Source organism: Citromicrobium bathyomarinum, assembly GCF_038594605.1.
GTDB classification, from domain to species: Bacteria; Pseudomonadota; Alphaproteobacteria; order Sphingomonadales; family Sphingomonadaceae; genus Alteriqipengyuania; species Alteriqipengyuania bathyomarina_B.
This window is the reverse complement of the sequence record NZ_JBCFZM010000003.1, coordinates 379,921-403,402: the sequence shown is the minus strand read 5'-3', so window position 1 is coordinate 403,402 and position 23,482 is coordinate 379,921. Positions and strand designations below refer to the sequence as shown.

Annotated in this window: 22 protein-coding genes and 1 tRNA gene; 8 read left to right on the top strand and 15 right to left on the bottom strand. The window is 66.3% G+C overall.

The features are described 5' to 3' along the window. Nucleotides 1-16: 16 nt before the first annotated feature. Genes AAG612_RS13345 through AAG612_RS13320 form a run of 6 tightly spaced genes read right to left on the bottom strand, consistent with a single transcriptional unit; the run spans nt 17 to nt 5,061 of the window. Entirely contained in the window at nt 17-844 is an 828-nt protein-coding gene (locus tag AAG612_RS13345) for a hypothetical protein (protein WP_342510876.1), read from the bottom strand. A 52-nt stretch (nt 845-896) separates the two neighbouring features. Continuing rightward, nucleotides 897-1,979: a tetratricopeptide repeat protein gene (locus AAG612_RS13340; RefSeq protein ID WP_342510874.1), complete on the bottom strand. Its 1,083-nt coding sequence runs from the start codon at nt 1,977-1,979 to the stop codon at nt 897-899. Between the two features lie 35 nt (nt 1,980-2,014). Next, nucleotides 2,015-2,599: a hypothetical protein gene (locus AAG612_RS13335; protein ID WP_342510872.1), complete on the bottom strand. Its 585-nt coding sequence runs from the start codon at nt 2,597-2,599 to the stop codon at nt 2,015-2,017. A gap of 56 nt (nt 2,600-2,655) precedes the next feature. After that, nucleotides 2,656-3,546, bottom strand: coding sequence for a tetratricopeptide repeat protein (locus AAG612_RS13330; protein ID WP_342510870.1), 891 nt, complete (start codon nt 3,544-3,546; stop codon nt 2,656-2,658). Nucleotides 3,547-3,562: 16 nt separating this feature from the next. Then, nucleotides 3,563-4,711 carry an SEL1-like repeat protein gene (locus AAG612_RS13325; RefSeq protein WP_342510868.1) on the bottom strand — a complete coding sequence of 383 codons (1,149 nt, stop codon included), beginning with the start codon at nt 4,709-4,711 and terminating at the stop codon, nt 3,563-3,565. Then, the gene (locus tag AAG612_RS13320; protein WP_342510866.1) at nt 4,711-5,061 is read right to left on the bottom strand and encodes a hypothetical protein; all 351 of its coding nucleotides are present in this window, start codon (nt 5,059-5,061) and stop codon (nt 4,711-4,713) included. Before AAG612_RS13320 ends, AAG612_RS13325 begins: the two co-directional genes overlap by 1 nt. A gap of 343 nt (nt 5,062-5,404) precedes the next feature. On the opposite strand from AAG612_RS13320, the gene AAG612_RS13315 reads away from it, so the two are divergent. From AAG612_RS13315 to AAG612_RS13300, 4 genes are all read left to right on the top strand, one after another. Beyond that, a complete protein-coding gene (locus AAG612_RS13315) occupies nt 5,405-6,088 on the top strand; it encodes a response regulator transcription factor (protein ID WP_342510864.1) in 684 nt (227 codons plus the stop codon). Between the two features lie 80 nt (nt 6,089-6,168). Further along, nucleotides 6,169-7,437, top strand: coding sequence for a sensor histidine kinase (locus tag AAG612_RS13310; protein ID WP_342510862.1), 1,269 nt, complete (start codon nt 6,169-6,171; stop codon nt 7,435-7,437). Then, nucleotides 7,437-8,051, top strand: coding sequence for a hypothetical protein (locus AAG612_RS13305; protein ID WP_342510861.1), 615 nt, complete (start codon nt 7,437-7,439; stop codon nt 8,049-8,051). The genes AAG612_RS13310 and AAG612_RS13305 overlap by 1 nt, the downstream gene beginning before the upstream one ends. Nucleotides 8,052-8,091: 40 nt before the next feature. Beyond that, the gene (locus AAG612_RS13300) at nt 8,092-10,992 is read left to right on the top strand and encodes a CHAT domain-containing tetratricopeptide repeat protein (protein ID WP_342510859.1); all 2,901 of its coding nucleotides are present in this window, start codon (nt 8,092-8,094) and stop codon (nt 10,990-10,992) included. Nucleotides 10,993-11,042: 50 nt separating this feature from the next. On the opposite strand, the gene AAG612_RS13295 is transcribed toward AAG612_RS13300, so the two are convergent. The 5 genes from AAG612_RS13295 to AAG612_RS13275 form a co-directional block, all read right to left on the bottom strand. Next, nucleotides 11,043-11,116: transfer RNA gene (locus AAG612_RS13295), tRNA-Gly, on the bottom strand. Between the two features lie 223 nt (nt 11,117-11,339). Beyond that, nucleotides 11,340-11,807 (bottom strand): nuclear transport factor 2 family protein, encoded by a 468-nt coding sequence (locus AAG612_RS13290; RefSeq protein WP_342510857.1) that lies wholly within the window; start codon nt 11,805-11,807, stop codon nt 11,340-11,342. A 73-nt stretch (nt 11,808-11,880) separates the two neighbouring features. Next, entirely contained in the window at nt 11,881-12,372 is a 492-nt protein-coding gene (locus AAG612_RS13285; RefSeq protein WP_342510855.1) for a YHS domain-containing (seleno)protein, read from the bottom strand. Between the two features lie 150 nt (nt 12,373-12,522). Next, nucleotides 12,523-12,744: an isochorismatase family protein gene (locus tag AAG612_RS13280; protein WP_342510851.1), complete on the bottom strand. Its 222-nt coding sequence runs from the start codon at nt 12,742-12,744 to the stop codon at nt 12,523-12,525. Further along, on the bottom strand, nt 12,741-13,340 hold the full coding sequence (locus AAG612_RS13275; protein ID WP_342510849.1) for an isochorismatase family protein: 600 nt from the start codon (nt 13,338-13,340) through the stop codon (nt 12,741-12,743). The genes AAG612_RS13280 and AAG612_RS13275 overlap by 4 nt, the downstream gene beginning before the upstream one ends. Nucleotides 13,341-13,516: 176 nt before the next feature. Between AAG612_RS13275 and AAG612_RS13270 the strand changes: the two genes are divergently transcribed. Continuing rightward, a complete protein-coding gene (locus AAG612_RS13270; protein ID WP_342510847.1) occupies nt 13,517-14,596 on the top strand; it encodes an AraC family transcriptional regulator in 1,080 nt (359 codons plus the stop codon). A gap of 3 nt (nt 14,597-14,599) precedes the next feature. On the opposite strand, the gene AAG612_RS13265 is transcribed toward AAG612_RS13270, so the two are convergent. From AAG612_RS13265 to AAG612_RS13250, 4 genes are all read right to left on the bottom strand, one after another. Beyond that, on the bottom strand, nt 14,600-15,874 hold the full coding sequence (locus tag AAG612_RS13265; protein WP_342510845.1) for a serine hydrolase domain-containing protein: 1,275 nt from the start codon (nt 15,872-15,874) through the stop codon (nt 14,600-14,602). Further along, on the bottom strand, nt 15,871-16,380 hold the full coding sequence (locus AAG612_RS13260) for an anthrone oxygenase family protein (protein WP_342510843.1): 510 nt from the start codon (nt 16,378-16,380) through the stop codon (nt 15,871-15,873). The genes AAG612_RS13265 and AAG612_RS13260 overlap by 4 nt, the downstream gene beginning before the upstream one ends. Further along, nucleotides 16,377-17,222 (bottom strand): NAD(P)H-binding protein, encoded by an 846-nt coding sequence (locus AAG612_RS13255; RefSeq protein WP_342510841.1) that lies wholly within the window; start codon nt 17,220-17,222, stop codon nt 16,377-16,379. Before AAG612_RS13255 ends, AAG612_RS13260 begins: the two co-directional genes overlap by 4 nt. Before the next feature lie 119 nt (nt 17,223-17,341). Then, a complete protein-coding gene (locus AAG612_RS13250) occupies nt 17,342-17,530 on the bottom strand; it encodes a hypothetical protein (protein ID WP_342510839.1) in 189 nt (62 codons plus the stop codon). A gap of 272 nt (nt 17,531-17,802) precedes the next feature. Here AAG612_RS13250 and AAG612_RS13245 point away from each other — a divergent pair, with 272 nt between their 5' ends. From AAG612_RS13245 to AAG612_RS13235, 3 genes are read left to right on the top strand one after another with little or no spacing between them, the layout of a single operon-like run. Beyond that, nucleotides 17,803-18,939: an efflux RND transporter periplasmic adaptor subunit gene (locus AAG612_RS13245; protein ID WP_342510837.1), complete on the top strand. Its 1,137-nt coding sequence runs from the start codon at nt 17,803-17,805 to the stop codon at nt 18,937-18,939. After that, nucleotides 18,929-22,051, top strand: coding sequence for an efflux RND transporter permease subunit (locus AAG612_RS13240; RefSeq protein ID WP_342510836.1), 3,123 nt, complete (start codon nt 18,929-18,931; stop codon nt 22,049-22,051). The genes AAG612_RS13245 and AAG612_RS13240 overlap by 11 nt, the downstream gene beginning before the upstream one ends. Next, on the top strand, nt 22,048-23,409 hold the full coding sequence (locus tag AAG612_RS13235; protein ID WP_342510834.1) for an efflux transporter outer membrane subunit: 1,362 nt from the start codon (nt 22,048-22,050) through the stop codon (nt 23,407-23,409). The genes AAG612_RS13240 and AAG612_RS13235 overlap by 4 nt, the downstream gene beginning before the upstream one ends. Nucleotides 23,410-23,482 lie beyond the last annotated feature (73 nt).

Genomic DNA, 23,482 nt, shown 5'->3' with positions numbered 1-23,482 from the left:
ACCCTTATGGGCCAGCTCACTCGTCGCTTTTCTGATGGTCCCGGGGATAGGCGTCGTGCTCGCGTCCGACCGGCATCGTTTCGATGAATCGTACGTGCGCGACCGAGAGACTGTGGTCCGATTGCTCGAAATCCAGCAGCACGGTCCCGCCGGTCGCGCAGCACCCTGCGTCGTCGTCCCTACGCACGAGCGCGAATGCCGAGCCTTCGCGGAAGTCGAAGGCGACCGGCGATGCGATGGCAAACCCGTCCGGCAACAGCCGGTCGACCTCGCTCATGATCTGCAAGGCGCTGGTCCAGTTCCAGCCTTCGCCACTGGTGAACAGCACGAGGTCTTCGTTACCCAGCCCGCGATTGCGCGCGGGCACATGCAGGATGAACCGGCCATCCCCGTCGCGGGCAGCCACGGGTGGATCGAAATAGCCTTCGACCTGCTTGGCAAACAGGAGATACGCGAAGGCATCGTGCATCTCTGCGAGCACCAGCATCTCGACATGCGGGCCGTCGTTCGGCTGCAGGCTGAGCAACTGCCAGTAGAGATCGGGTCCATCGGAGAACCGCGCGACCCGCCCGTTGGCGATGACCGAGCAATCGGCCTCGGTCCGGTAAAGACACCCCTCGCCAAAGTCGGAAGGCCGGGCGCTCTCGACATCGGTCGCGTCCGCGATATCGGCCGCATCGCAGCCGCTTTGATACCCGCCATCGGGGCAGACGAATTCGTACTCGGGATATTCGTCCGGCACCTCGCGATCCGCCGTCTGCGCAAGCGCGGATGACGTCGACGTCATGGCAAGAAGCGCGATGCTCGCCAGCGCTGCCCGCGCCCGGGATCCTGTCTGCTTCATCGAACCACTGCCCCCCTATCTGCCGCCGCCATTGCTGGCGCCCCCCGTCCGATCACAACCTCTGCGCCTCGCACGACACCTGATCGCCCAGTCTGCAGGCTCGGCGCAACGCCTCGGACGCCGCGATCCCACCCGCTTCGCCGTCGTCGGCCTTCGCCGCGATGCCCACGAGGGTGAAGCACGCCTTGGGTTCGCCGAGTTCACAGGAATGCGCCACCAGCGACACTGCTCGCGCTTCATTGACCGGCCCGCCGATACCCTTCTTGTGCATCACTCCGAATGCAAAGCACGCCTTGGCGACGAACTCATCGCAGCCAAGCCGCATATAGCTGCGGGCCATTTCGAAAGAGCGGGCGTCCTCGGGTCCATGGGAAAAATACAGGCCAAGATTGGCGCAGGCGATGCCCAACTGCTGTTCGCAAACGCCCTTCAACACGTCCAGATGGTGCTCGGTGTTCTCACCCGCGACGCCCGCCATCAACGGATTGAGCAGCGCGTCGCAACCGCCCGCCCAGCCGCCGGTGCACAAGGCCACATTGCGTTGGACCGTCTCTGCGCGTGTCCTCGGCTTGCCCGGCAGCATGGCGACCCCGGCACAGGCCGCAAAACGCTCTTTCTCGCAGCCGCGCTCGGCATAGGCGCGCGCCGCCACCAGATCGGCTTCGTGTTCCTCATCCGCCCCGAGCAATTGCGCCGTATCGACGCATGCCTGCTCGCCGTTGGAATGGCGGCACTCCTCCGCCATCGCGAGCAGCGCGAGGACCATGGTGCTGCCCGGCGCTTCGGAGCTGGCACGCGAAAGCGGGCCAATGGCGATGCCGGTCTGCATGCAGGCAAGGTCGTCCCCCGCCCGGCAAGCTTTCGCGAACAGCCGGGCGGCGCGCATGTGGTGGTCTGTGGTTCGGGCAGCTTCGTGCTCGATGAGCCCCGCCATGGTGCAGGCTGCGGGCAGGCCGAGATCGCAGGCCTTGGTGAACGCGGGCAGCGCCGCGGCGGTGTTTCCCTGCGCGTCGAAAGCAAGGCCGCTTCGATGAAGCTCCATCACGGCGTCGCCGTCGGGCGCTTGGGCATGGGCCGTGCCGCAGATGCCCGCGAGGAAGAGCAACGCGAGCGCGTCTTTCAATTTCCGATACATTCCAGCCCCCTTGCTGGCGTGTTTCCGGGTCTTGCTCATTCGCATATCGCCAGCCTCTCCATCAGCCGTTCGAGACCGCCCTTCTCGTTCTGGGCATAAGCTGCGTAGAGGTCGTCGGCCTGTTCCTCTGCGGCAGTCCCTTCGTCCCCCGCCTGCCCCGCCTCGCCATCCTGCGCGCGCCAGAACGCCTCGCGCCTGTCGGCGTTGGCGGCGGAAAGCTCGGGGCGCAGCGCCTGCACGAAGTCCGCACCCGCCGCACTGTCGACCGCATAATTCCAGCGGTTCCAGACTGCGGCGCAGACAAGCTGCTCACCCGTTGTTCGCGGAGAAACCGCCGTGCGGGTGCCCGCCTCGAAGGCTGCGTTATGACGCATCGCATCCCTGAACTGGGCGGCGAAGCCATCGGGCAGGAGGCAGGATTCGCCGCGCTCCTTCCGCTCGGTCTGCTGCTTCGCCCAGGCGAGTTCTTCCTCGCTAACCGTACGCGAGCCGGGGACGGGGAAGATGTTCATCCGGATGTTGGTGTAACGAACCTCGCAGATCTGCTCGTCGGAAGGGCCGCTATCGGTTTGCGCGGGGGAAGCGAGGGCGGGCACTTGCGCGAAGGCCGCGACGGCCATCGCGAAGCACGCGGCGGTGATGCCGCTTCGTGCCAGATACCCGGCGCCCGACGCCCTCACGACGCGCCGATCCGGGCGGCGAGCGTGCAACCATCCTGAATGCCCAGCTTGCAGCCAAGGCCGAAGAGCCGCTTGGCCGCAGCCGGATCGGCCGCGCCGCCCTGCCCGTCGCGCGACATGATCGCGGCATTCATGCAGGCGCCTGCATTGCCGGTGTTGCATGCCTGGGTGAAACTGCTGCGCGCGCCGGCATAATCCTGCGCCACACCGGCGCCGTTATATTGCGCGACGCCGTATTCGAGACACCCGTCGGACTTGCCCGCCTCGCATGATAGCTTGAACGACTTCGCCGCGCCCGCCGCATCGACCGCACCGCCCTGGCCATCGCGCTGAAGCAGCGCGAGGGCGTAGCATCCGTCGGCGGCGTATTCGGGGCAGGCCTTGCCGAAGAACTGCCGCGCCTTGGCGTAATCCGGCCCGTTGCCGACCCGGCCGAAGAAATAGGTGGTTGCGAGATCGTAGCAGGAGGTGGCGAAGCTTGCATTGCAGGCGGTCGTCAGCGGGGCAATCGCGCCCGCTGCATCTTTCGCTCCGCCCTTTCCGGCCTTGAGCATCGAGCCATAGTTCTCGCACGCCTCGGCCTGGCCTTTCTCGCAGCCCGTCCCATAGGCGCGTCGGGCCAGAGCCAGATCGCTGGCACCGCCTTCGCCCTTGGTCGCCATGGCGCCAAGATTGGTGCAGGCAGCGCTGTTGCCTTCGGTAAAGCAACCGGCCTGATATTTCGCGCGGGCGGTGGCGAAGTCGCCCGAGTTGTATGCCGCCTGCCCGGCCAGCGCGGCGCTGCCGCCGCCCGCCTCGACCTTCGCCGGAGATTGCGCGGTGGCGGGCGCCAGAGCGAACGTGGCGAGGGCCGCAATCAGCGTCGCGGTTGTTGCAAGTACCTTCATTGAGAAACTCCTGGATCTATTGGCAAACCGGATGGCTGCTGGGGAGCCTCCGCGAGCCGGTGCAGTTGTTGAAACGGTATTTGTCGCGGGTCTGCCTCGCGATGTCCGCGCTGCTGGGCATCGGTCTCGGAGTGTAGGAGGAGCCGCTTCCGGAATAGGAGCTGCTCGATCGGCCTCCGCCCGCCGCCCGCCACCGCGCTTCGCTGGCGCCGGGCGTATTGGTGCAGTTGAAAATCCCGCAGTCGTTGGACTGCCTGACCTGCGCGATCTGCGAGGCCGCGATCTGCGCCACCGGGCCCGAGGGGAACCAGTATTCGAGGACGTAGAAGTGGTCCTTGAAAATGCTCCCGAGCGCGCCTGCGCGCGCGGCGGCCATGATCGCCCGTTCGGCGTGGCTCTTCGACCGCATGTGGTAGAGCGAATAATACAGCGCCCCGTCATAGTCGCGCCGGGCCATGTAATGATCGAACGCCGCATCCTCGCGCGCCTGCGCGTTGCGCGCCGCCTGGATTGCGGCCTCGCGTTCTGCCTCCGCCTGATGGCGCAGCGATTGCAGCCGGTTGCCGAAGGCGCAGATATCCGCGCTGGCCGGATCGCCCGGGTCGCAGGCGTTGAGCGCGATCTGTTCGGCGGGCAGCGCATCGTCCAGTGCATAGAGGATGCGCGCCAGATCGATGCACGACCGACGATTGCCATAAGCGCAGTTGGTCTTGCGGTAGCCGAGCGCTTTTTCGGCATCGAACTGCGGCGATCCCGGCTCTGCAAACACCGCCTCGGCAACTTCGCACCCGTCGCGATCTTGCCCCGAACACGCGCGCATCGCGAAGTTGCCCGCGCTGGGCAGGTCGCGCTCGACATCGCCTTCGCCGGCGTAGAAAATCAGCGCCAGCCGACCGCAGGCTTTCGCCTCGTTCGCGGCGCAGGCCTGTTGCAGGAAGCGCAGGCTGAGAAAGGCGTCGTAGGCCGAGTTGTCGACATCGGACAGCACGAGCCCGACGGCAAGGCACGCTGCTCTGTCACCACCGTCGCAACGCGCGATGCTCTGCTGGAGATCGTCCGCCCCCTGCGCCTGAGCGGGCGCCATCGAAACTGGACCGAACAGGGCCAGCCATGCCAGCACGGCAAGACGCAGCGCCTGGCGCCCGGGTATGACGAGACGGCGCATCAGATAGCCTCGAGCTGCTGGTCGCATTTGCGCGCATTGGCGATCATGTCGGACAGCGCCTTGTCCGCACCCAGCACCCGGCTGCGCTTGCGATACTTGGCCTTGGCCGTCTCGACCTGCCGTTCGGCGTCGAAGCCGTTCGCTTCGGCATATCTGCTCAGCCACTGGCCCCAGTCGTCCGAGGTGTGGCTCAGCCGGACGCCGTTCGCTTCAGCGACGTTCACCACATAGGCGCAATCGGCCATCATCTTCGCGACCTTTCTGGCCGAAGGCTCCCTTGCACCGGCAGGAGCCGCCGCCGCGGCGGCAGCTGCAAGGCAAGCGATGGTGAGGAAGCATTTCAACCGCATCTGAGCCCTCCCGAAACCGACAGGCAGGGTTTACGCCGCGCTCGACAGGCCGGGTACGAACGTTTGCTGATAGGAAGATGACAAGTGCCGTTAGGCTTCGCGGGCCGTGCCGCGGCGGCCATTGCCGTCTTGCCCCCTAACAGCACTTGTCACGGGAAATTGCGGACCGCGCTTGCTAGCATCTCCCTGCAACCTGACGGCGTTTGCGCTGCACCTTCGGCCCTCTCCCCCGCAAGGGAGAGGTCCGCTCTCGGGTTGCGCGCTTTTCTTCCTTGAACTCGGTGGCAAACAGGCGATTCTGGCAATGGGGCATGACATCGAGGGGACAGGGCGAGATGACGCGATGAAGATACTCTATGTCGAGGACGACGCGCGCGCGGCCGAAGAGTTGACGACGATCGCCCGGCAGGAAGGCGACACCGTCGCGGTCGAGACAAACGGCGCCGACGGGTTGAAGCGCGCCGGGCTGGAATCCTTCGATGTCATCATCATGGACCGGATGCTGGGCGATGCCGACGGGCTCGATCTCATCAAGCGCCTGCGCAGCGGCGGGGTTAGCACGCCGATCCTGATGCTGAGCGCGCTCGGCCGCACGAGCGACCGCGCCGAGGGGTTGGAAGCGGGCGCCGACGACTATCTCGCCAAACCCTTCGAAGCGATCGAACTGGTCGCGCGGGTCCGCGCGCTGCACCGGCGCGCGTCGGGGCGCGAACACAGCGCGGTGATCCTGTTCGGCGCTTTCGAGTGCCACGTGAAGGCGCGCACCGCCTTTCGCGACAACCGGCACATTGCGCTGAGCCCGCGCGAGTTCGAGCTGTTCCGATACTTCATGGAAAACGCAGGGGAGGTCGTCACCCGCGACATGCTGCTGCGCGATGTGTGGAACATGTCCTTCGACCCGCAGACCAATGTCGTCGACGTGAATATCGGCAGGCTGCGGCGCAAGCTTGAGGAAGGGTTCGACAGCCCCGCGCTGGAAACCGTCTGGGGCACCGGATATCGCCTGCTGCAGGGGCGCGGCCAATAATCGCCCCCCGCTCCATCTTCACGCGCGTCGTCCTGCTCTCGGCAGTGCTGTCGGCAGTGTTGCTGGCGGGGCTGTGGTTAATGACGGACCAGACGATCCGCGAGACCTTCGCCGCCTCGACGCGCGATAGCGTGGATGTCGATCTGGCGGGGTTGGTCGATATCTATGCCAGCGGCGGACAGGACGAACTCGAACGCCGCATCGCCGACCGGCTGGCGATGATCCCGACCGATGGCGCGCGGGCGCATTACCTGCTGGCAGACCGGGCAGGAAACCGGATCGCAGGCGATCTGGCGCAGTGGCCCGCTCTCGATCCGCAAATCTCGGAAAGCGGCACGGTCGAAATCGGCGAGCGCACCCGGGCCTATGCCCGCGCCACGCTGATCTCCGAAGACCTGCGCCTGCTGGTCGCACGCGAGCCGCCCGACCGTGCCTTCCTGCTGACCCGGGTCGGGCTGGTTTTTCTGCTGGGCGGGGCGGTGTTCGTCGGCTGCACCGCGCTGTTCGCGCAACTGGCCAGTGCGCGCATTCGCGGCCGGGTCAGCCGGGTGCGCGACGCCTTCCGCCGCCACGACGAGCCCGAGCTGGAACGCCTCGTCGCGCCCGACAGACCCGACGAGATCGACCAGATCGCCAGCCAGGCCGCCCGCGCTGTGCGGCAGGCGCGGCAGTTGATGCTCGCCTATCGCGAAACCTCGGAGCAGATCGCGCACGAAATCCGCACCCCGCTGATGCATCTCGACAGCCGTCTCGTGAAGGCAATCGCTCAGCATCCCGACGCCCAATCGCGGGCGAGCCTTACGGAGGCGCGCGCCGATATCAAGCGGCTGGTCGCCACGCTCGAAGCCCTCCTCGATATCGCCTCAAGCAAAGCGCATGCCGGCGATCCGCGCGGCACGAAACCGGTCGACTTCAGTGCGACGGTGAGGCAGATTTGCGAATTGTATCAGGACAGCGCGGAGGAAGCGGGTTATCGTTTCGACTGGACTGTCGGGGAGGGGGTGATGGTGCAGGGGGATGAGGCACAATTGGGGCGGGTCGTCACCAATCTGCTCGACAATGCCTTCAAGTATAATCGCCCCGGCGGCGCGATCCGAGTATCGCTTGAGCCTGGCCCGAGGCTGAGCGTCGAAGACGACGGGCCGGGGATCCCTGCAGCAGAGCGAGAGAAGGTCTTCGAACGCTTCTATCGGTGCAAGACCGCCGGTCCCGATATCCAGGGCAGCGGCATGGGATTGGCGCTGGCGCGCGCCATTGCCGGCCGTCATGGCCTGTCGCTCGACCTCGCAAAGAGCGACGGGGGCGCGAAGTTCGTCCTCGCGGCAGGCGAGGAGCTTCGAGGCGACTGATGGATCTGTCTGGCCAACATCCCGGCACGCGTTTCGCAACATTGGCGGTGGTCGTCTCGCTGGCAACGACGACAGGCTGCACCGCACCCGATGAGCATGGGGCGGCGCTTTCCGCTGCGGTGGCGAGCGTCGCCATGACCTCGACCGAGCGGCTGGCCAACGACCTTTCCGAAGCGGATGCCGCATTCGAGCGGGGCGATTCCGAGACCCTCGCCCAGCGGCTCCGGTCGATCGATCTCGCAGGAGCAACACCGTCCGATGCGTCCGGCAAAGATGCACTGCAGGAATGGCGCGCCAGCGCGCCGAAAGAGACCCGCGCCCTTCGCGGACGGGTGCTCGGCCCGGCCTACCTCAGCGGTACGCTTGCGCCCGGTGCGCTTGTCCACACCGAGCAGCTTCTAATGGGTGGCAAATCGGTCAGCATCGCTGCCGGCACCGCGCCGCGAGAGGGCGTGCATCTGCGCATCGCCAGAGCGGACGGAAAGACCGTGTGCGAGCAATCGCCCGCCCATGCGCGCGAATGCCGCTTCGTACCGACCTACACGCAGCGATACCGCATAGAATTGCGCAATTCGGGGAAACGGGATGCACGCTATCACATCGTTTTCGATTAGGGGGCTTTCGAAGAAAGGCACCATCCTCGCTTCGGCGGGCTTGCTCGCACTGGCCCCGGCTGCGCCTCTGCTCGCGCAAGAAACGCGCAACCCCTATTCGACCGATCTGCCGCAATATGCGCACCTGCAAGCGCTGGAAGACCGCGCCATAGACCTCCAGGCAAACGGGCCGCAGGATGCCGAGGGCAAGGCGCAGACCGTTGCCGCCTGGCAGGCCCTGCAGGAAGCGGCGCAGCGCACGCTGCTGGCCGATGGAGCGGTCCACCCGCTGGCCCACATCACCAAGATCGCCATTGCCTCTCATCTCTATCGGCAAGGCGAAATCGACGCGGCGCTCGTCGAAGCTGAGGATGGGGTCGCGGGCGCCCTGCCCTATCTTGAAGCCTACCCTGCCAAAATGGCAGAAGGCGCTGCGCTGATCGGGCTGCTGCTGACCCATAAGGGCGAGACGGAGCGCGCTTTTGCCATGGTGGAGGAAACCTATGCCTACTTTCTCCGCCTCGACCCAGAGGGACAGGACGAGAGTTTCTCGATAGCGAAATCCAACCTCGAATTCACGCTCTCGCAAACCGCCCTGCGGCTGGGGCAGACGCAGGAGGCACTGGATTACCAAAAGGCCAGCCTCGACAGCCGCGAAGGGGCTCTCGGACCCAATCACCCCGACACCGTCTCGGGCTATTACAGTTATGCCCAGACGCTGCGCCGTGCCGGGCGGATGGAGGAGGCGGAGGGCTTTGCGCGCACGGCGGTCGACCGGGCGAGCGCGCATGTCGATCCCTCGCACCCCAGCTATGCACGGGCGTTTGAGATGCTGGGCATCATCCTCGCCAATTCGGGCAGGCCTATCGAGGGGTCGCAATTCCTGACCCGCGCGCTCGAACTCAAGCGCGAGCACGAGGGGGCCGACACGCTCGTCTTCGGATACGGCATCCACAATCTCGCCACCCTCCTGCTCGAAAGGCAGCAGTACGAGGAGGCCCAGCCTCTGTTTACCGAGGCCGAGACGATCATGGCGCGCTATCAGGGGCCGGCCAGCGCATTTCCGATCCTCGCGCTCGCCTATAACGGGCAGGCCTCGCTTGCGCTGGGCGACCCTGCCGAGGCCGTCCGCCTGCTCGCGGAAGGACGCAACCGGCTTGGCGAGGATACCGGGGATGTCGAGGCACTGGGGCGGATCGCTCCCGATCTCGTGCATGCCCGAATTCTGGTTGGCGATCGGGATGGTGCGCTCACCGTTGCGCGCCAGTTCGAGAACGCGGTACGCGCCAGCGATACCACCGACACCTTCGAACTCGCGCTCGCCACGCTGCTGCGCGCTTACGCGCAGCCGCCGGAGCAGGCGACTGCGACGGACATGCGCATTCCAGCCGCTCGCAACGTTATCTCGGCAACCCGGCGGTTCGTGACCCTGGGCGAAGGCGCAGCGCTTCCGGTGCGGCATCTGGCGGCAATCGACCTGGTGATGGAAATTGCCGCGCAACAGAACGATGCCGACCTTATGCTCTCCGCCATGGCGCTCGTCAGCGAAGCCAATCTGACCCGCGTGACGAGCCGCAGGGCGGCACAGTTGCAGGCGGACAACCCCGATCTCGCCGCCGCGCTGCGCGATCTGGAAGAGGCCAGCCAGCGGCTCGATCGCGCCGACAGCGCGCTGTTGCTCGCACTTGCGCAAGGCGAGGACGCGAAGGCGCAGCGGCAGGAGTTCGGACAGGCGAAGTCGGCCAGCGAAGCGATCGAGCAGGCGCTGCAACAACGCTTCCCGCAATGGGCGGCGGCCCGGCTGACGCCCGAACCTTCTATCACGCAGCTGCAATCCCTGCTGGGCGACGACGAAGCCGTGCTGGCGGTCACCCCCATCTATTACGGCACCTACGCCCTGCTCGTCACACCCGACGGCGCGCGGGCCATCCAGCTGTCCGCAACCCGGCACGATGTGGTCGCCCTCGCCAATGCGCTCGGCAGCAGCGTGCGCGTGGAATCGTTCGACACGGATTCCTCGCTCAAGCTCGGCGAGGCGCTGTTTCCCGCCGAGATCATGGCCGATCTGGCCGAGACGCAATCGCTCAGGATCTACGCCAACGGGCCGCTCGCCTCGCTGCCCTTCTCGCTGCTGCAGGGATGGGGCGGCGCGGGCGAACAGCGCTGGCTGCTCGACCGCTTTTCGCTAAGCTACCTGTCCGACCTTTCGGGGTGGGAGCATGAGGAAGCCAACGGCAGTGACGACCCCCTGGATCTGGTCGCCTTCGCGGCGCCCTCCCCTTTCTCCAGCCCGGCTAGCGGAGCGGTTTCGCCTACCGGAGCGCCTTCACAGATCGCCGATTATTTCGCGCGAAGCGGAATCGACGTAAGCGCGCTTGCCGGCCTGCTCCCCCTGCCGGGCACCGACGAAGAGGTCAGGTCGATCGCCGCGTCGGTGCCGTGGCGCAGCCAGCGTCTTTTCATCGGGGCCGAGGCGAACGAGCAGGCGATGCGGCAGTCCGAAACGCGCCTTGCGGACATCGTCGTACTCGCCACCCACGGCATCGTCGCCGGTGAGATCGAAGGAATAGCGGAGCCTGCGCTGGTCCTTTCGCCAGGCGAGGCCGCGAAGGATGATGGTGTGCTGACCGCCAGCGAGATCGCGCAGCTCGATATGCGGGCGCAATGGGTCATCCTGTCGTCCTGCGACAGCGCGGCGGGCATGCAAGGCGGGCTCCCGGCATTCTCGGGCCTCGCCCAGGCATTCCGGCAGGCAGGCGCAAAGGACCTGCTCGTCTCGCACTGGAAGGTGCGCGACGACGTCGCTGCTTACGTCAGTTCGCAGACCGTGCTCAATTACCGCACCGGCATGAGCAAGACCGAAGCCCTGCGCGATGCGATCCGCAAACTGCGCAAGGAAAGCGGCATCGTAGGCGCCGACAGCCCCTTTGCGTGGGCCCCCTTTGTCCTGATCACGGGATAGGTGGGCGGGCCGAGCATCGGCTCGGGCTTTCTGCGCTGCGGTCGGGATTGTGGAGCGGGTGAAGGGAATCGAACCCTCGTCGTCAGCTTGGGAAGCTGCTGCTCTACCATTGAGCTACACCCGCAAGGCATTGTGATATAACGGGAACCGAAGCAACCGTGCGAACGGTTTACACGTCGGTTTGCACCCGCCTTCATGATGCGCTCGCCGATTGCCACGATTGCCCGCGACTGGTCAACGTATGTTCTACGGATTCGTCGTGACATGACCGTGAACCTACAGTCGACGAAACGGCCCACGGATCACCAGTGCTGATTCTGGTGGTGAAATACTCAGCAAGGTATAACTCACAGCCCCAGATCCGAAAGGCCCGGATGATCCTTCGGACGGCTGCCGAGCGGCCAGCGCAGCTTTCTTTGTTCCGGGGTTATCGTCAGCTCGTTGATGCTGGCGTGGCGCGCGGTCATCAGACCATGGCTGTCGAATTCCCAGTTCTCGTTGCCATAGGCCCGAAACCACTGATGGACATCGTCGCGATATTCGTAGGCGTAGCGCACTGCGATCCGCACACCGTCGAACGCCCACAGCTCCTTCACCAGGCGGTAGTCGTGTTCGCGGGCCCATTTGCGGGCGAGGAATTCGCGCACTTCTTCGCGCCCGACCGGAAATTCGACTCGGTTGCGCCAGCGCGTGTCGGGTGAATAGGCCAGCGAAACCTTGTCGGGATCGCGGCTGTTCCAGCCATCTTCGGCAAGTCGCACCTTTTGCGTGGCGGTCTCGAATGTGAAGGGCGGCAGCGGCGGACGCTCGATCATCTCGTGTCTCCGAAAGATGGATGGGAGCGGCGGCAGGCCCGACAGACCCCGCCGCCACTCGAGGTTGCGGGGGTTACAGGTCTTCGACCGGGACGTGCTTGATGGTGCCCCACTTCTTGTCGGCGGTGCGCAGCGTGTTTTCCTTGTCGGCGAGATACTTCTCGAACGCCGCGGCGTTGACGAAGAGGTAGAGCTTGCCGTCGACGATGTCGGCGAAGCGCGGGTCGCCATCGAGCTTGCGGCCCAGCGCGATGGCATAGGCGCAGAACCCGCCGTATTGCGGCAGGTAGCGATCGGGATCGGCCTCGAATCGCTCTGCCGTGATCGGCGAGGCGAAGTAGTAGGCGACGCCGTCATGGACGACCGTGTGCGCGGCATCCCCTTCGGCCACGGCGTTGGCGGTGCTCAGCACGACCGGATCAACGCCGTGGACGCCGAGGCCGACGCCGTCGAGCGTATAGCCCTTGCTGACATTGTATTCATCGTCGGCGAGCGCGGGCGCGGCGGGAGCGACGGCCAGCAGGACGGCGACGAGAATCGAATTGGGAAGCAGAATCTTGGTCATTAGTGGTCTCCTTCAAGAATGTCGGTGGGACGTGGGTGACGGCAGCCGGCCGCGCTGGTGGGGGTCGGAGGAAGGTGCGGTCGGCTGCCGCCGGGCCGGGTGCGGGCTGGGGTAGGAAGCCCGGGCCGGTTTCGGGTGACGCGCGGCGCGCTACTCGTATGCCGCGGCGATCGCGCGCAGGGTGTTTGCGGTATTGTCGACCGCGCTCGCGATCATGCGGAAATTGACGAGCGAGGCCGCATAGCCGTCGTAATGTTCGGTGATCGCGCCCGCAGTCGCATCGGTCACGACCATCACTTCGAAGCCCGCCTCGACCAGCGCGCGCATGTGCGATTCGGTGCACAGGTTCGACGACATGCCGCCCAGGATCACCTTGGAAATCCCCGCCTTGCGCAGTTGCAGGACGAGATCGTTGCTATCGGGGCCGTAGACCTTGTGCGGGCTGTCACGACGGTGCGCCCGTTCTCGATCACGGGCTTGTACCGCTCCAGCCAGTCTGCCCCCGACCCTTCGAACCCTTCGAGGGTAAGCGCATGCGGGCGATCGAACATGCCGATGCCATGCATCAGCGTTTCGAGCGTGCCTTCGAACTTCCAGCGATGGTCGTGTTCGTAATAGTAGTGCGGCGAGATGAAGATCGGCATTTTGCTGCGGTCGGCGGCGAGGAACAGATCCTCGATGTTCTCGACCGTACGGTTCGCGGCGACGCTTTCGCCGACAACACCCCACGTGACGCCTTCGGGCGAGAGGAAGTCGTTTTGCGGATCGGTAATGACGAGCGCGGTCGTACCTGGTTCGATCGCGAAGCCGGGCATCGGCAGGCCGTCGTCGACCGGCGGCTGCGTGGCGGTGGCGGCGCGTGGCTCCGCCTTGGCCGGGGCGGCCGATGCGACCACCAGGGCAATCGTGGCGACGGAAGAAAGCGCGGCCGCGGCCAGACGCTCTCGGGTAATCGTATCGCAGATCATGAACGGCTCCTTCGCAATAAAGCGACCCTGCGGGACCCCTCCGATCTCGGGATTGGACCCCCTTGGTCGATCACTTCGATAGGCCGGGCGGGCGCGCGCCATCTTGTCCGTCCGCGACGTTTGCTTGACGCAGGGTGCCAAACGCGGCGCGACGCGCTATGGGAAGGCGGGGCGCTTTGCGGGTCGTTGCAGGGTATCCGGGGGCACTGGTGCAGGTATCGTCGTTATTCTCGGCCAAGGCGCTGGCGCAGGCCGACCCGCAGGTGGCGGAGCGCGCGCTGGCGCGGGTGGGTCTCACGCGCGATGTTCTGGCCGATCCGGCCGCCACGGTCGACGTGTCGCAGCACCACGCGCTGTTCGAGGCGCTGGCGGAGGAAGAGCGGCCCGATATCAGCATCCACATGCGCACGTCGGCATCCATGCGGTGCGAGGATTTCGGCACGCTGGGGCTGACCACGCGCTCCGCCCCCGACCTGCGCGGCGCGCTGACCCGGCTCGACCGCTATACCCGGCTGTTCAACAGCTACTCGGTGTTCGCGCTATCCGCCTTCGGATCGGAGTGCTGGTGGACCAATTCGCGCGTGGCGCAGAGCGACGGCGCACGCCTCTCGCACGAGGCGGGGCTCGGCACTTTCCTGACGTTGTGGCGCGATGCCAATGGGGATGATCTGACGCCCGCACGCGTGCAGTTCATGCACGATCCGGTCGGCTCGGTCGGCCCGCTCGAAGCGCATTTCCGCTGTCCGGTGACTTTCGGCGCCGAAGTCGATGCGATCGTGCTGCGCGGGGATGACCTCGACCGCCCCAATCGCGTCGGCGACAAGCACATCTGGGAATTCCTGCGCGGCCACCTCGAAGAGAGCATCGCCGCGACCGAGGAAGACCATCTCGACCGCGAGGTACTGGTCCATGTCGCCAACACGCTGAGCGAGGGCGTGCCCAAGCTGGAGGATGTCGCCCGCCACCTCGGCATTGGTAGCCGCACCTTGCAGCGGCGCCTGTCCGGGATGGGCCACAGCTACCAGTCTCTGGTCGACGAGGCGCGGCGCGAGGTTGCGCTGCGGCTGGTGGCGGAGGGGCGGCAATCGCTCGTCGAAGTCGCCTTCCTGACGGGCTTTGCGGAACAGAGTTCCTTTACCCGGGCCTTCAGGCGCTGGTCGGGAACCACCCCGCGCAAGTTCCGCGAAACCTCGCCCCGCATGCCGACCGGCGTGCTCGGGCATTCGGCGCGGGCGGGCGAGCGGCTGCGGGCCTGAGCGTCAGTCTCCCCCGCCCTGCAGAGCACGCCGGCGCATGCGAAGGCCGATGAAGATCGCCAGCAGCACGATGACGCCGAGGCCGATCGCCAGCCAGGTCAGCATGGTCGGTATTCCGGCGGCGAAATCCAGATTGTCGACATTGCCGGTTTTCCAGAAGACCCATTCCCCGGCCAGCTCGGTCGCGAGCGAACCGTGCCCGGTCGACAGGATCACGATGCCATCACCCGTCGCCGGTTCGATCCGCGCGGCGGTATTGATCGCCGGACCGTTCTGTCCGTCGTGGCCGATGATGAACCCGCCCCGATTGTCGGGCGCATAAAGCATCGCGCCGAGGCCCCACACATCGGCGCCGAGCTGCGAGGCGTGCGGCGTGGCCATGAGGCGCTGCGTATCGGGCGACAGCACGGGCTGCTGGCCACCCGGCCCCTGCGCGGCGAGAAACCGCGCGAGATCGTCCGCCGTCGTGAACAGCGAGGTGGCCGCGAGCGCGGTGTACCAGCGGAAGGGCTCGGTCGTCCCGTCGGGCCGGAAGTTTTGCGCGAGGCCCAGCTCGAGCGCACGCTCGTGATCGAAGGTTGTGCGCTCCATGCCGAGCGGGTCGAACACTGTGCGCTCCATGTATTGCGCGAATGATTTCCCGGTGACCTCCTCGATCACCAGCTGGAGTAGCGTGTAGCCGCCGCCCGAATACTGCCACTGCGAACCGGGCTTGCTTCCCAGCCGCACGAGGCCCGTCTTGCCCGGCGAAGCGTCGCGCGCGCGGGTCAGCGAGTCTTCCAGCGTCTGGCGATTCTCCTTCGCGGCGAAGCCATCATAGCCGAGGCCATCGTCGAGCCCCGCCGTGTGGCTGAGCAGGCGGCGGACAGTGACGCCGTCGGCGCCGAATTCGCTGTCGGGCAATTGCCAGCGCGACAGGTAGGTGGAGACCGGCGCGTCGAGATCGATCCGGCCTTCCTCCACCAGCGCCATCACGCCCCATGCGGTCAGCCACTTGCCGAGCGATGCGACCTGGAACAGCGCATCGCCGTCGACCGGATCGCCCTTCGACATCGCGAAGCTGGCGACCTGTTGCCCATCTTCGAGCATCACGAAGGCCAGATTGCCGCGATTATCCGCCATCGCTCTGGCCTTCGCCGCAGCGACGAAAGCCTGCGGCTCATCGCCTTCGATTAGCGGACTGCGCAGCCACCCCTCGCTGAAGGTCACGAAGACGAGCGCCGCCCACGCCACACAGACCGCGAGCGCGCCCAGGATCAGAAGCCCATAACGTTTCATTTGAGCCTTCCCGTGCCCGCGCCGAGTTCGAGCGCGGCGAGTGCGTAGAGCGTGCCGGTCACGATGCAACCAAGCGTGCGGAAATGGTTGAGAGCGGTCCAGCGACGCACGTAATGCGCCCAATAGTCTGCGCCCTCGGCACTCGCAGCGTCGACCCGGTCGAGACGGTTGTTCATCGGCACATTACCCAGCATCGTCATGAAAAACGTGCTCGGCAGATAGACTGCCGCCGCCGCGACGATCAGCACGGCGGCGGTGCCGTCGAGCGTGAAGTACGCATAGAGCGCAAAGCCCGGCGTAACCGCGCCGAGTGCAAGGATCGCGAACACGAATTCGGTCCGCAGCACCGTGCGGTTGATCCCCTGCATCGCGGCTATGCCTGCGGCTGGCCCGGCCTGCGCAAGGCCGCGCATGACGAATTCGGAGAATGCCTTGAACACGCCGCCGGTGAGCATCGCCCACAGCGCGAGGACGACGCACGGATAAAGGCTCCAGTGATAGCTCATGCCGCGAGCTCCCATGCTCCGGCGCGTGCTGCCTCTCGCGCATAGTGCGCGAAATCGCGCGGCGGGCGGCCAAGCGCGCGCTGCACCCCGTCGGCGAGGCTCGCATTGCGCCCGTCGAGCACGGTCGAGAACAGGTAGTCGAGCAGCCACACGATCGCTTCGGGCGCGCCCGAATCCGCGAGCTGGCCGATGAATTCGTCGTGGGGCACGTCGACATAGCGGACCGGATGCCCGGTCGCGTGCGCAAGATCGCTGGCAACCTCGCGCAGCGTCATCAGGCGCGGGCCGGTGACCTCGTAGACTTCGCCGTCATGCCCTTGCTCGGTCAGGGCAGCGAGCGCGACGTCGGCCACATCTTCGAGATCGACATAAGGTTCGGGCGTATCGCCGCCCGGCAGCGCGATGATACCGCTTGGCACCATGTCCGCGAACGCGCCTTCGGAGAAGTTCTGCGCGAACCAGCTGGCGCGCACGATGGTCCATTCGAGGCCGCTGTTTTGCACGATAGCCTCGCAAGCCCGCGCCTCGTCCTCGCCCCGGCCCGACAGCAGCACCACCCGCTTTACGTCGTGCAGTTTCGCGCGCCAGACAAGCGCGGCGATCGCGTCCTTGGCGCCGGGTATCGCCAGGTCGGGTGCGTAAGAGATGTAGATGCTCGACACGCCTTGCAGTGCATCGTCCCAGGTGGCTTCGCGCGCCCAGTCGAAGGGCGGCGTACCCGCGCGCGATCCGACGCGTACCGGTAGCCCGCGACTGCGCAGCCGCTCCACGATGCGGCGGCCGGTTTTGCCGGTCCCGCCGAGCACCAGGTTCGGTTTGTTGAACGTCGTTTGCGTGTCCATGCCTTGCTCCTTGTGTCGGGTCAGAAGCAAGTAGGGCACCCGCAGGCCCGGCTCTTGCTCCTGTGCGACAGCTTTTGAGCCGGTCGCGCCAAAACCATTGCGACAGGCTCGCGCCGCGCTCAGGCGGGTGCGTTCTCCGGCGCGGCAGTTGCGAGCGCGGAAACCGCAAGGTCCGGGCCAACGAGCCCGAGGCCGGCCTCGCGCGAGGCGCGAACCTCGGTCGCGATCGAAAGAGTGCCCAGCACGAACATCGCGGCCAGGAGCGAACCGAACAGCTTGTCGAGCAGATCAAAATTCCTGAAATTCATCATCGCTTCCTTTGTTGGTGGCGAGAGGAACCTAGCGGACCTGCGCGGTAGGGCCTTGACGCGGAGTGCCAGAGTTTTGATCCGTCATGCCTGTCTCGGATCGCTAACGTACCAGCTGCGGGCAGATCTCTTCACCGACATCGATGACGGCATTGTATCATCGGTGCCCGCGATCCGGCGGCCCACCCCCGGACCATAGCCGGTGTTGCATCGCATGGGTCGGGGGGCGAGACGCTTTCAATGGTGCGCCTACGCCCCTAGACAGAGAAGCGATGAACCGGTTTCAGCTCAAAAATTTGGCAATCGGCTCGTTTGCCATCCTGATCGCCGCGTGCTCCTCCGGAGAGAAAGCGCGCGAGGACGAAGCCGTCCCGGTGGTCGCGCAGGACGTACGCTTCCTGCCCGAAGTTTCGCAGGTGGAAGCAATCGGCACCGCCCGCGCGGCGACTTCGGCGGAGCTTTATCCGGAGACTGCGGGGCGGGTCACCCGCGTACTCTTTTCCGCCGGCGATTACGTGCGCTCGGGCGCGCCTTTGCTGGAGCTCGACAGCCGGGCCGAGCGGCTGGATGTCGAAGCCGCGCGCGTCGCGGTGCAGGAGGCGAGCCAGCTCCTCGGCCGCTATCGCCGGATCGAAGGGACGGGCGCGATTTCCGACAGCCAGATCGAGGCGGGAGAGAACGCGCTCGCCGCGGCGCGGGTCGAATTGCGGCAGGCGCAGACGGCCTTGGCGGACCGCACGGTGCGGGCGCCTTTCTCCGGCCATGTCGGCCTGACCGAGATCGACGCGGGCGACCGGGTCAACGATTCCACGCCGATTACCCAGATCGACCAGCGCGGCACGCTCTATGTCGATTTCCCCGCACCCGAAGAGGTCTTCGCCAACCTCAGCCGCGGCGACACGGTCGAGGTCGTGCCCTTCTCCGAACCGGGCCGCGCCATCGAGGCTGAAGTGATCGCGACCGACAATCGCATCTCGCAGGATAGCCGCGACTTCATCGTGCGTACCGCGATCCCCAACCGCGACGACAGGCTGCGCCCGGGGATGAGCTTCCGGGTCAATTTCACCCGCAACGGCACCACCCGCGCTGCGATACCCGAGGAGGCGATCGTGTGGGGCGGCGAAGGCGCCCACCTGTTCGTGGTCCGCAATGGCAAGGCGGTCCGCGTGCCCGTCACCATCACCTCGCGCCGCGAGGGGCGCGTGTTCGTCGACGGCGATATCTCCCGCCAGGACCGGGTGATCGTGGAGGGTGTGCAGAAAGTGCGCGACGGGCAGGATATCCGCCTCGTCCGCCAGACGCGCCAGCCCGAACGCGACGTTCGGGTCGAGGGTGCGCAAGGCAGCGGGGCCGGTGGGCAGGCAACCGGCGACGACTCCTCCAGCGAAAACCGCGCCGGTGGAGACTAGAACCGACCTGCCCATGCTGGCGGTCAAGCGCCCGCTGCTGATCGGCGTGCTCAACCTGCTGATCGTGATCGCAGGCATCGCGGCGCTGCTGGGTGTGGAAGTCCGCGAGCTGCCCAACGTGGACCGCCCGATCGTGTCGGTCACCGCCAGCCTGCCCGGCGCCGCGCCCGAGACTATGGACGCGGAGGTCACCAGCATCCTCGAAGATGCGGTCGCGCGCGTTTCGGGCGTGCGCCAGATCAGTTCCTCCAGCGAGGAAAACAACAGCCGCATCCGGGTCGAGTTCAATCCCGGCGTCGACCTCGATACCGCCGCGACCGATGTGCGCGAAGCGGTCAGCCGCACGCAGCGCGACCTGCCCGAGCGGGTCGAGCAGGTGATCGTGGTTAAGGCGGATCAGGATGCGCAGCCAATCATGACGCTGGCGGTGCTGAGCGATGCCTACGACCAGTCCGAACTGACCCGGTTGGTCGACAACGACATCATCCCCGAACTGCTGACAGCAGAAGGGGTCGCCAGTATCGACCCGTTCGGCGCTCGCCAGCGCCAGATGCGCGTCGCGGTCGATCCGCTGCGCCTCAACCGCTTCGGCCTCACGCTGACCGATGTCGCCGACGCGCTGGAAAGCGCGCCCTTTGATGTGCCGGTCGGCTCGTTCCGCTCGGACGCGCAGAGCCTTGTGGTCCGCGCCGATGCCAGCGCGACCGAGCCCGCGCTGATCGAGAGCGTCGTCATCAGAGGGAATGTGCGCGTCGGCGATGTCGCGCAAGCCGATTTCGCCCCCGCCAATGCGAGCAATTTCGTGCGGCTCGACGGGCAGCCTATCATCGGCCTCGGCGTGGTGCGGCAGGCCAGTTCGAACACGATCGAGATTTCGAACTCGATCCGGCAGGCGGTCGAGCGGGTCAACCGCCGGTTCGACGATGTCGAGCTGCAGATCGTGTCCGACGACGCCGAATTCATCCGCATTTCGGTGCGCGAGGTGCTCATCACTCTCGGTTTCACCATCCTCGTCGTGGTTGCCACCATGCTGCTCTTTTTCCGCGCGTGGCGCCCCACGATGATCCCCAGCGCGACCATCCCCGTGGCGCTGGTGGGCGTGATCGCGGGCATCTGGATCATGGGCTTTTCGATCAACCTGCTGACACTGCTCGCGCTGGTCCTCGCCACCGGGCTGATCGTCGACGATGCGATCGTGGTGCTGGAGAATGCCCAGCGCCTGCAGAACAAGGGGCTGGGCAAGCGTGCGGCGGCGGTGGTCGGCACGCGGCAGGTGTTTTTCGCGGTGGTCGCGACGACGGCGGTGCTGGTGTCGGTCTTCGTGCCGATCAGCTTCCTGCCGTCCGAAACCGGGCGCCTGTTCCGCGAATTCGGCTTCGTGCTGGCGGTCGCGGTAATCCTGTCGAGCTTCGTCGCGCTGTCGCTGGTGCCCGCGCTCGCTGCGAGATTCGATCTGACCAGCGATACGCAAGGCAAGGGCCGCCTCCCCCGCTTCGGCAGCGCGGCGACCGAACGGTACGAGCGGGCGCTGCATCGTGCGCTCGGTGCGCCCAAGGCGATGATCGCAGGATCCGTGCTGATCGCAGGGCTGGCGGGTCTGCTCTATACGCAGCTCGACAACGAACTGGTGCCTGATGAGGATCGCGGGGTCATCACCGTCGACGCGACCGGGCCGGACGGGGTCGGGCTCGCCTTCATGGACCGCGAGCTGGACGAGGTCGAACAGGTCCTGCAACCTTACCTCGACAGCGGCGAAATCCGCAGCACCTTCTCCATCGTCGGCCGCTACGACCCGAACCGCGTGCGCGTCACCGCCGAACTCGCCGACTGGAGCGAGCGCGATCGCAGCCAGACGCAGATCGTGCAGGAATTGAACGGACCGCTGGCCGAAATCCCCGGATCGCGCACCAGTGCACGCGGGCGCGGCACGCTCAGTTTCGGCGGCGGCGGTGAGGGTTTGGAAGTCGCGCTGACCGGCCCCGAATACGACCGCATCTACGAAAGCGCAGATGCCCTCGCCGCCGCGATCGACACGCAGTCGGACATCCTTTCCAACGCCGACATCTCCTACCAGCCGACCCAGCCGCAGCTGTCGATCCGGATCGATCGGCAGCGTGCCTCCGACCTCGGCGTGAACCTCGACGATCTTTCGCAAACGCTGCGCGCGATGGTCGGCGGGGAGGAACTGGTCGATCTCAATGTCGGCGATCAGTCGGTCCCGATCTTCCTGACCGCGCAGGCCGTGAGCGTCACCAACCCGAACGACCTGCGCAACCTCTATGTGCGCGGATCGAGCGGCACGGCGAGCGGCAGCGGGCAGACGCTGGTCCCGCTCTCCGCCGTGACCCAGATCGTCGAACAGGGCATCGCCGCCGAACTCGACCGGACCGAGCAGCGCCGCGCGATCGAGGTCGACATGGACATTGCCGCCGGCACGCCGCTGCGCGATGCGGTGGACGAGATCGAGCGGCTGGCCGAAGAGACGGTAGCGGAGGATATCGACATGCTGCTGCAGGGCGATGCGGAAAGCCTGGAAGAAAGCTCCAACGCCCTGCTGCTGACCTATGGCTTTGCGCTGGCGATCGTCTTCTTGGTGCTGGTAGCCCAGTTTGAGAGCCTCACCAGTGCGCTTGTGGTACTCTTGACCGTACCCTTTGCGCTCGCTGCAGCGGTCTTCGCACTGTTCCTCTCGGGCGTGTCGCTCAACATCTATTCGCAGATCGGCCTCGTTATGCTGATCGGTCTGATGGCCAAGAACGGCGTGCTGATCGTCGAATTCGCGGACCAGTTGCGCCACCAGGGACGCAGCGTGCGCGAAGCAGTGGAAGAGGCAGCCGCGATCCGTTTGCGCCCGATCGTCATGACGCTGGTCTCCACCGTGATCGGCGCGACCCCGCTGATCCTCGCGAGCGGCGCAGGGGCCGAGGCACGCCAGTCGATCGGCTGGGTCATCTTCGGCGGGTTGGGCATCGCCAGCCTGTTCACGCTGTTCCTGACGCCCGTGCTCTACCTCGTCATCGCGCGGCTAGGGCAGCCGCGCAGCGTCGACCTCGCCAAGCTGCGCGAGGAAATCGACTCGCTCGACGAAGACATGACCGTGGCACCAGCATGATCCGGATTGCTGCCTTGTCCTGCGCGGCCCTCGCGCTCTCGGCCTGCGCGTCGATCGATCCTTATCCGGCAGAGCGCCCGGTCCTCGCACCCAAAGCCTACGCCGGAGACCTGCCCGAAAGCGGCGTGGCGGAAGACTGGTGGGAAGGCTTCAACGACCCGGTTCTGGAGGAACTGGTCGACCAGGGCCTCGCCGCGAATATCGACATCGCCATCGCGCGTGACCGGCTGCGCGGCGCGGCGGCGCTGCTGCGCGCGGAGCGGGCAGATCGCTTGCCACGCGTCGATGGTGCCGCCGATGGGTCGATCGGGCTCGGCACCTTCGACAGCGATTCCGCCAGTATCGGCCTGCTGGGCACCTTCGATCCCGACATTTCCGGGCGGCTTGCAGCGGAGATCCGCGCCGCCGCCGCCGACTATGCGCAAGCGGAATACATCGTCGCCGACCAGCGCCGCCTCGTCGCCGCCGCCATCGCCGCGCAGTATATCGAGTACCGCCGCACCGGCGCTCAGCTCGATCTGCTCGCCCAATCGACGCAGTTGCAGGAGCGCACGCTCAGGATCGTTACCTTGCGCTTCGAGGCAGGTCTGGCCGCGAACCTCGATGTGCGCCGTGCGGCGGCGGATCTTGCGCAGACCCGCGCGCGGCGGGGGCTGATTGAGATTGCGCGGGCGGGCGCGACCAATCGCCTCGCGATCCTGCTCGGCCGGCCGCCCGGACTTTTCGCGCCCGACCCGCCCGCGGGCGACCGGACCATCCCCGATTATGCAGGCGGACCACCCGCCGGTACGCCCGCCGACCTTTTGCGCAGACGCGCGGATATTCTTGCCGCAGAAGCCGCGCTGCTGCGCGCCGCCGCCGATGTCGGGATCGAGCAGGCCGATCTGCGCCCCTCGCTCACCATCCCTGCGGGCCTTGCGCTGGGCGACGGTTCCATCGGCGGTCTCCTCGACGAATTCATCGCCACCATCGGCGCGGCAATCGACCTGCCGCTGTTCGACGGTGGACGCCGTCGGGCGGAAGTCGCCGCCGCCCAGGCCGAGGCCGATGCGCGCTTCGGCGAGTACCGCCTGACCTTCCTCGAAGCGCTGGGAGAGGTGGAAAATGCGCTGATTGCGCTGAAGGCGAACGGCCAGCGGATCGATGCCCTGTCCGAAGCGATCGAGCAGAGCGAGGCCGCGCTCGAACAATCCGATGCGCTCTACCGCGAAGGGCTGGCGACTTTGTTCGACGTACTCGATGCGCAGCGCCAGCTAATCGCGAGCCGCCAGTCGCTGATCGACAGCGAGGCCGCGCTCGCCACGTCCTTCATCTCGTTCCATGCTGCGGTCGGCTCGCCTGAGGGCGCGGAGCGCTGATCGGGCGCAACGTCGGCCTTGCGCCTCGTGAAACCAAATCCCGCCAGAAGCGCTCGTTCATTCAGGAGCGTGG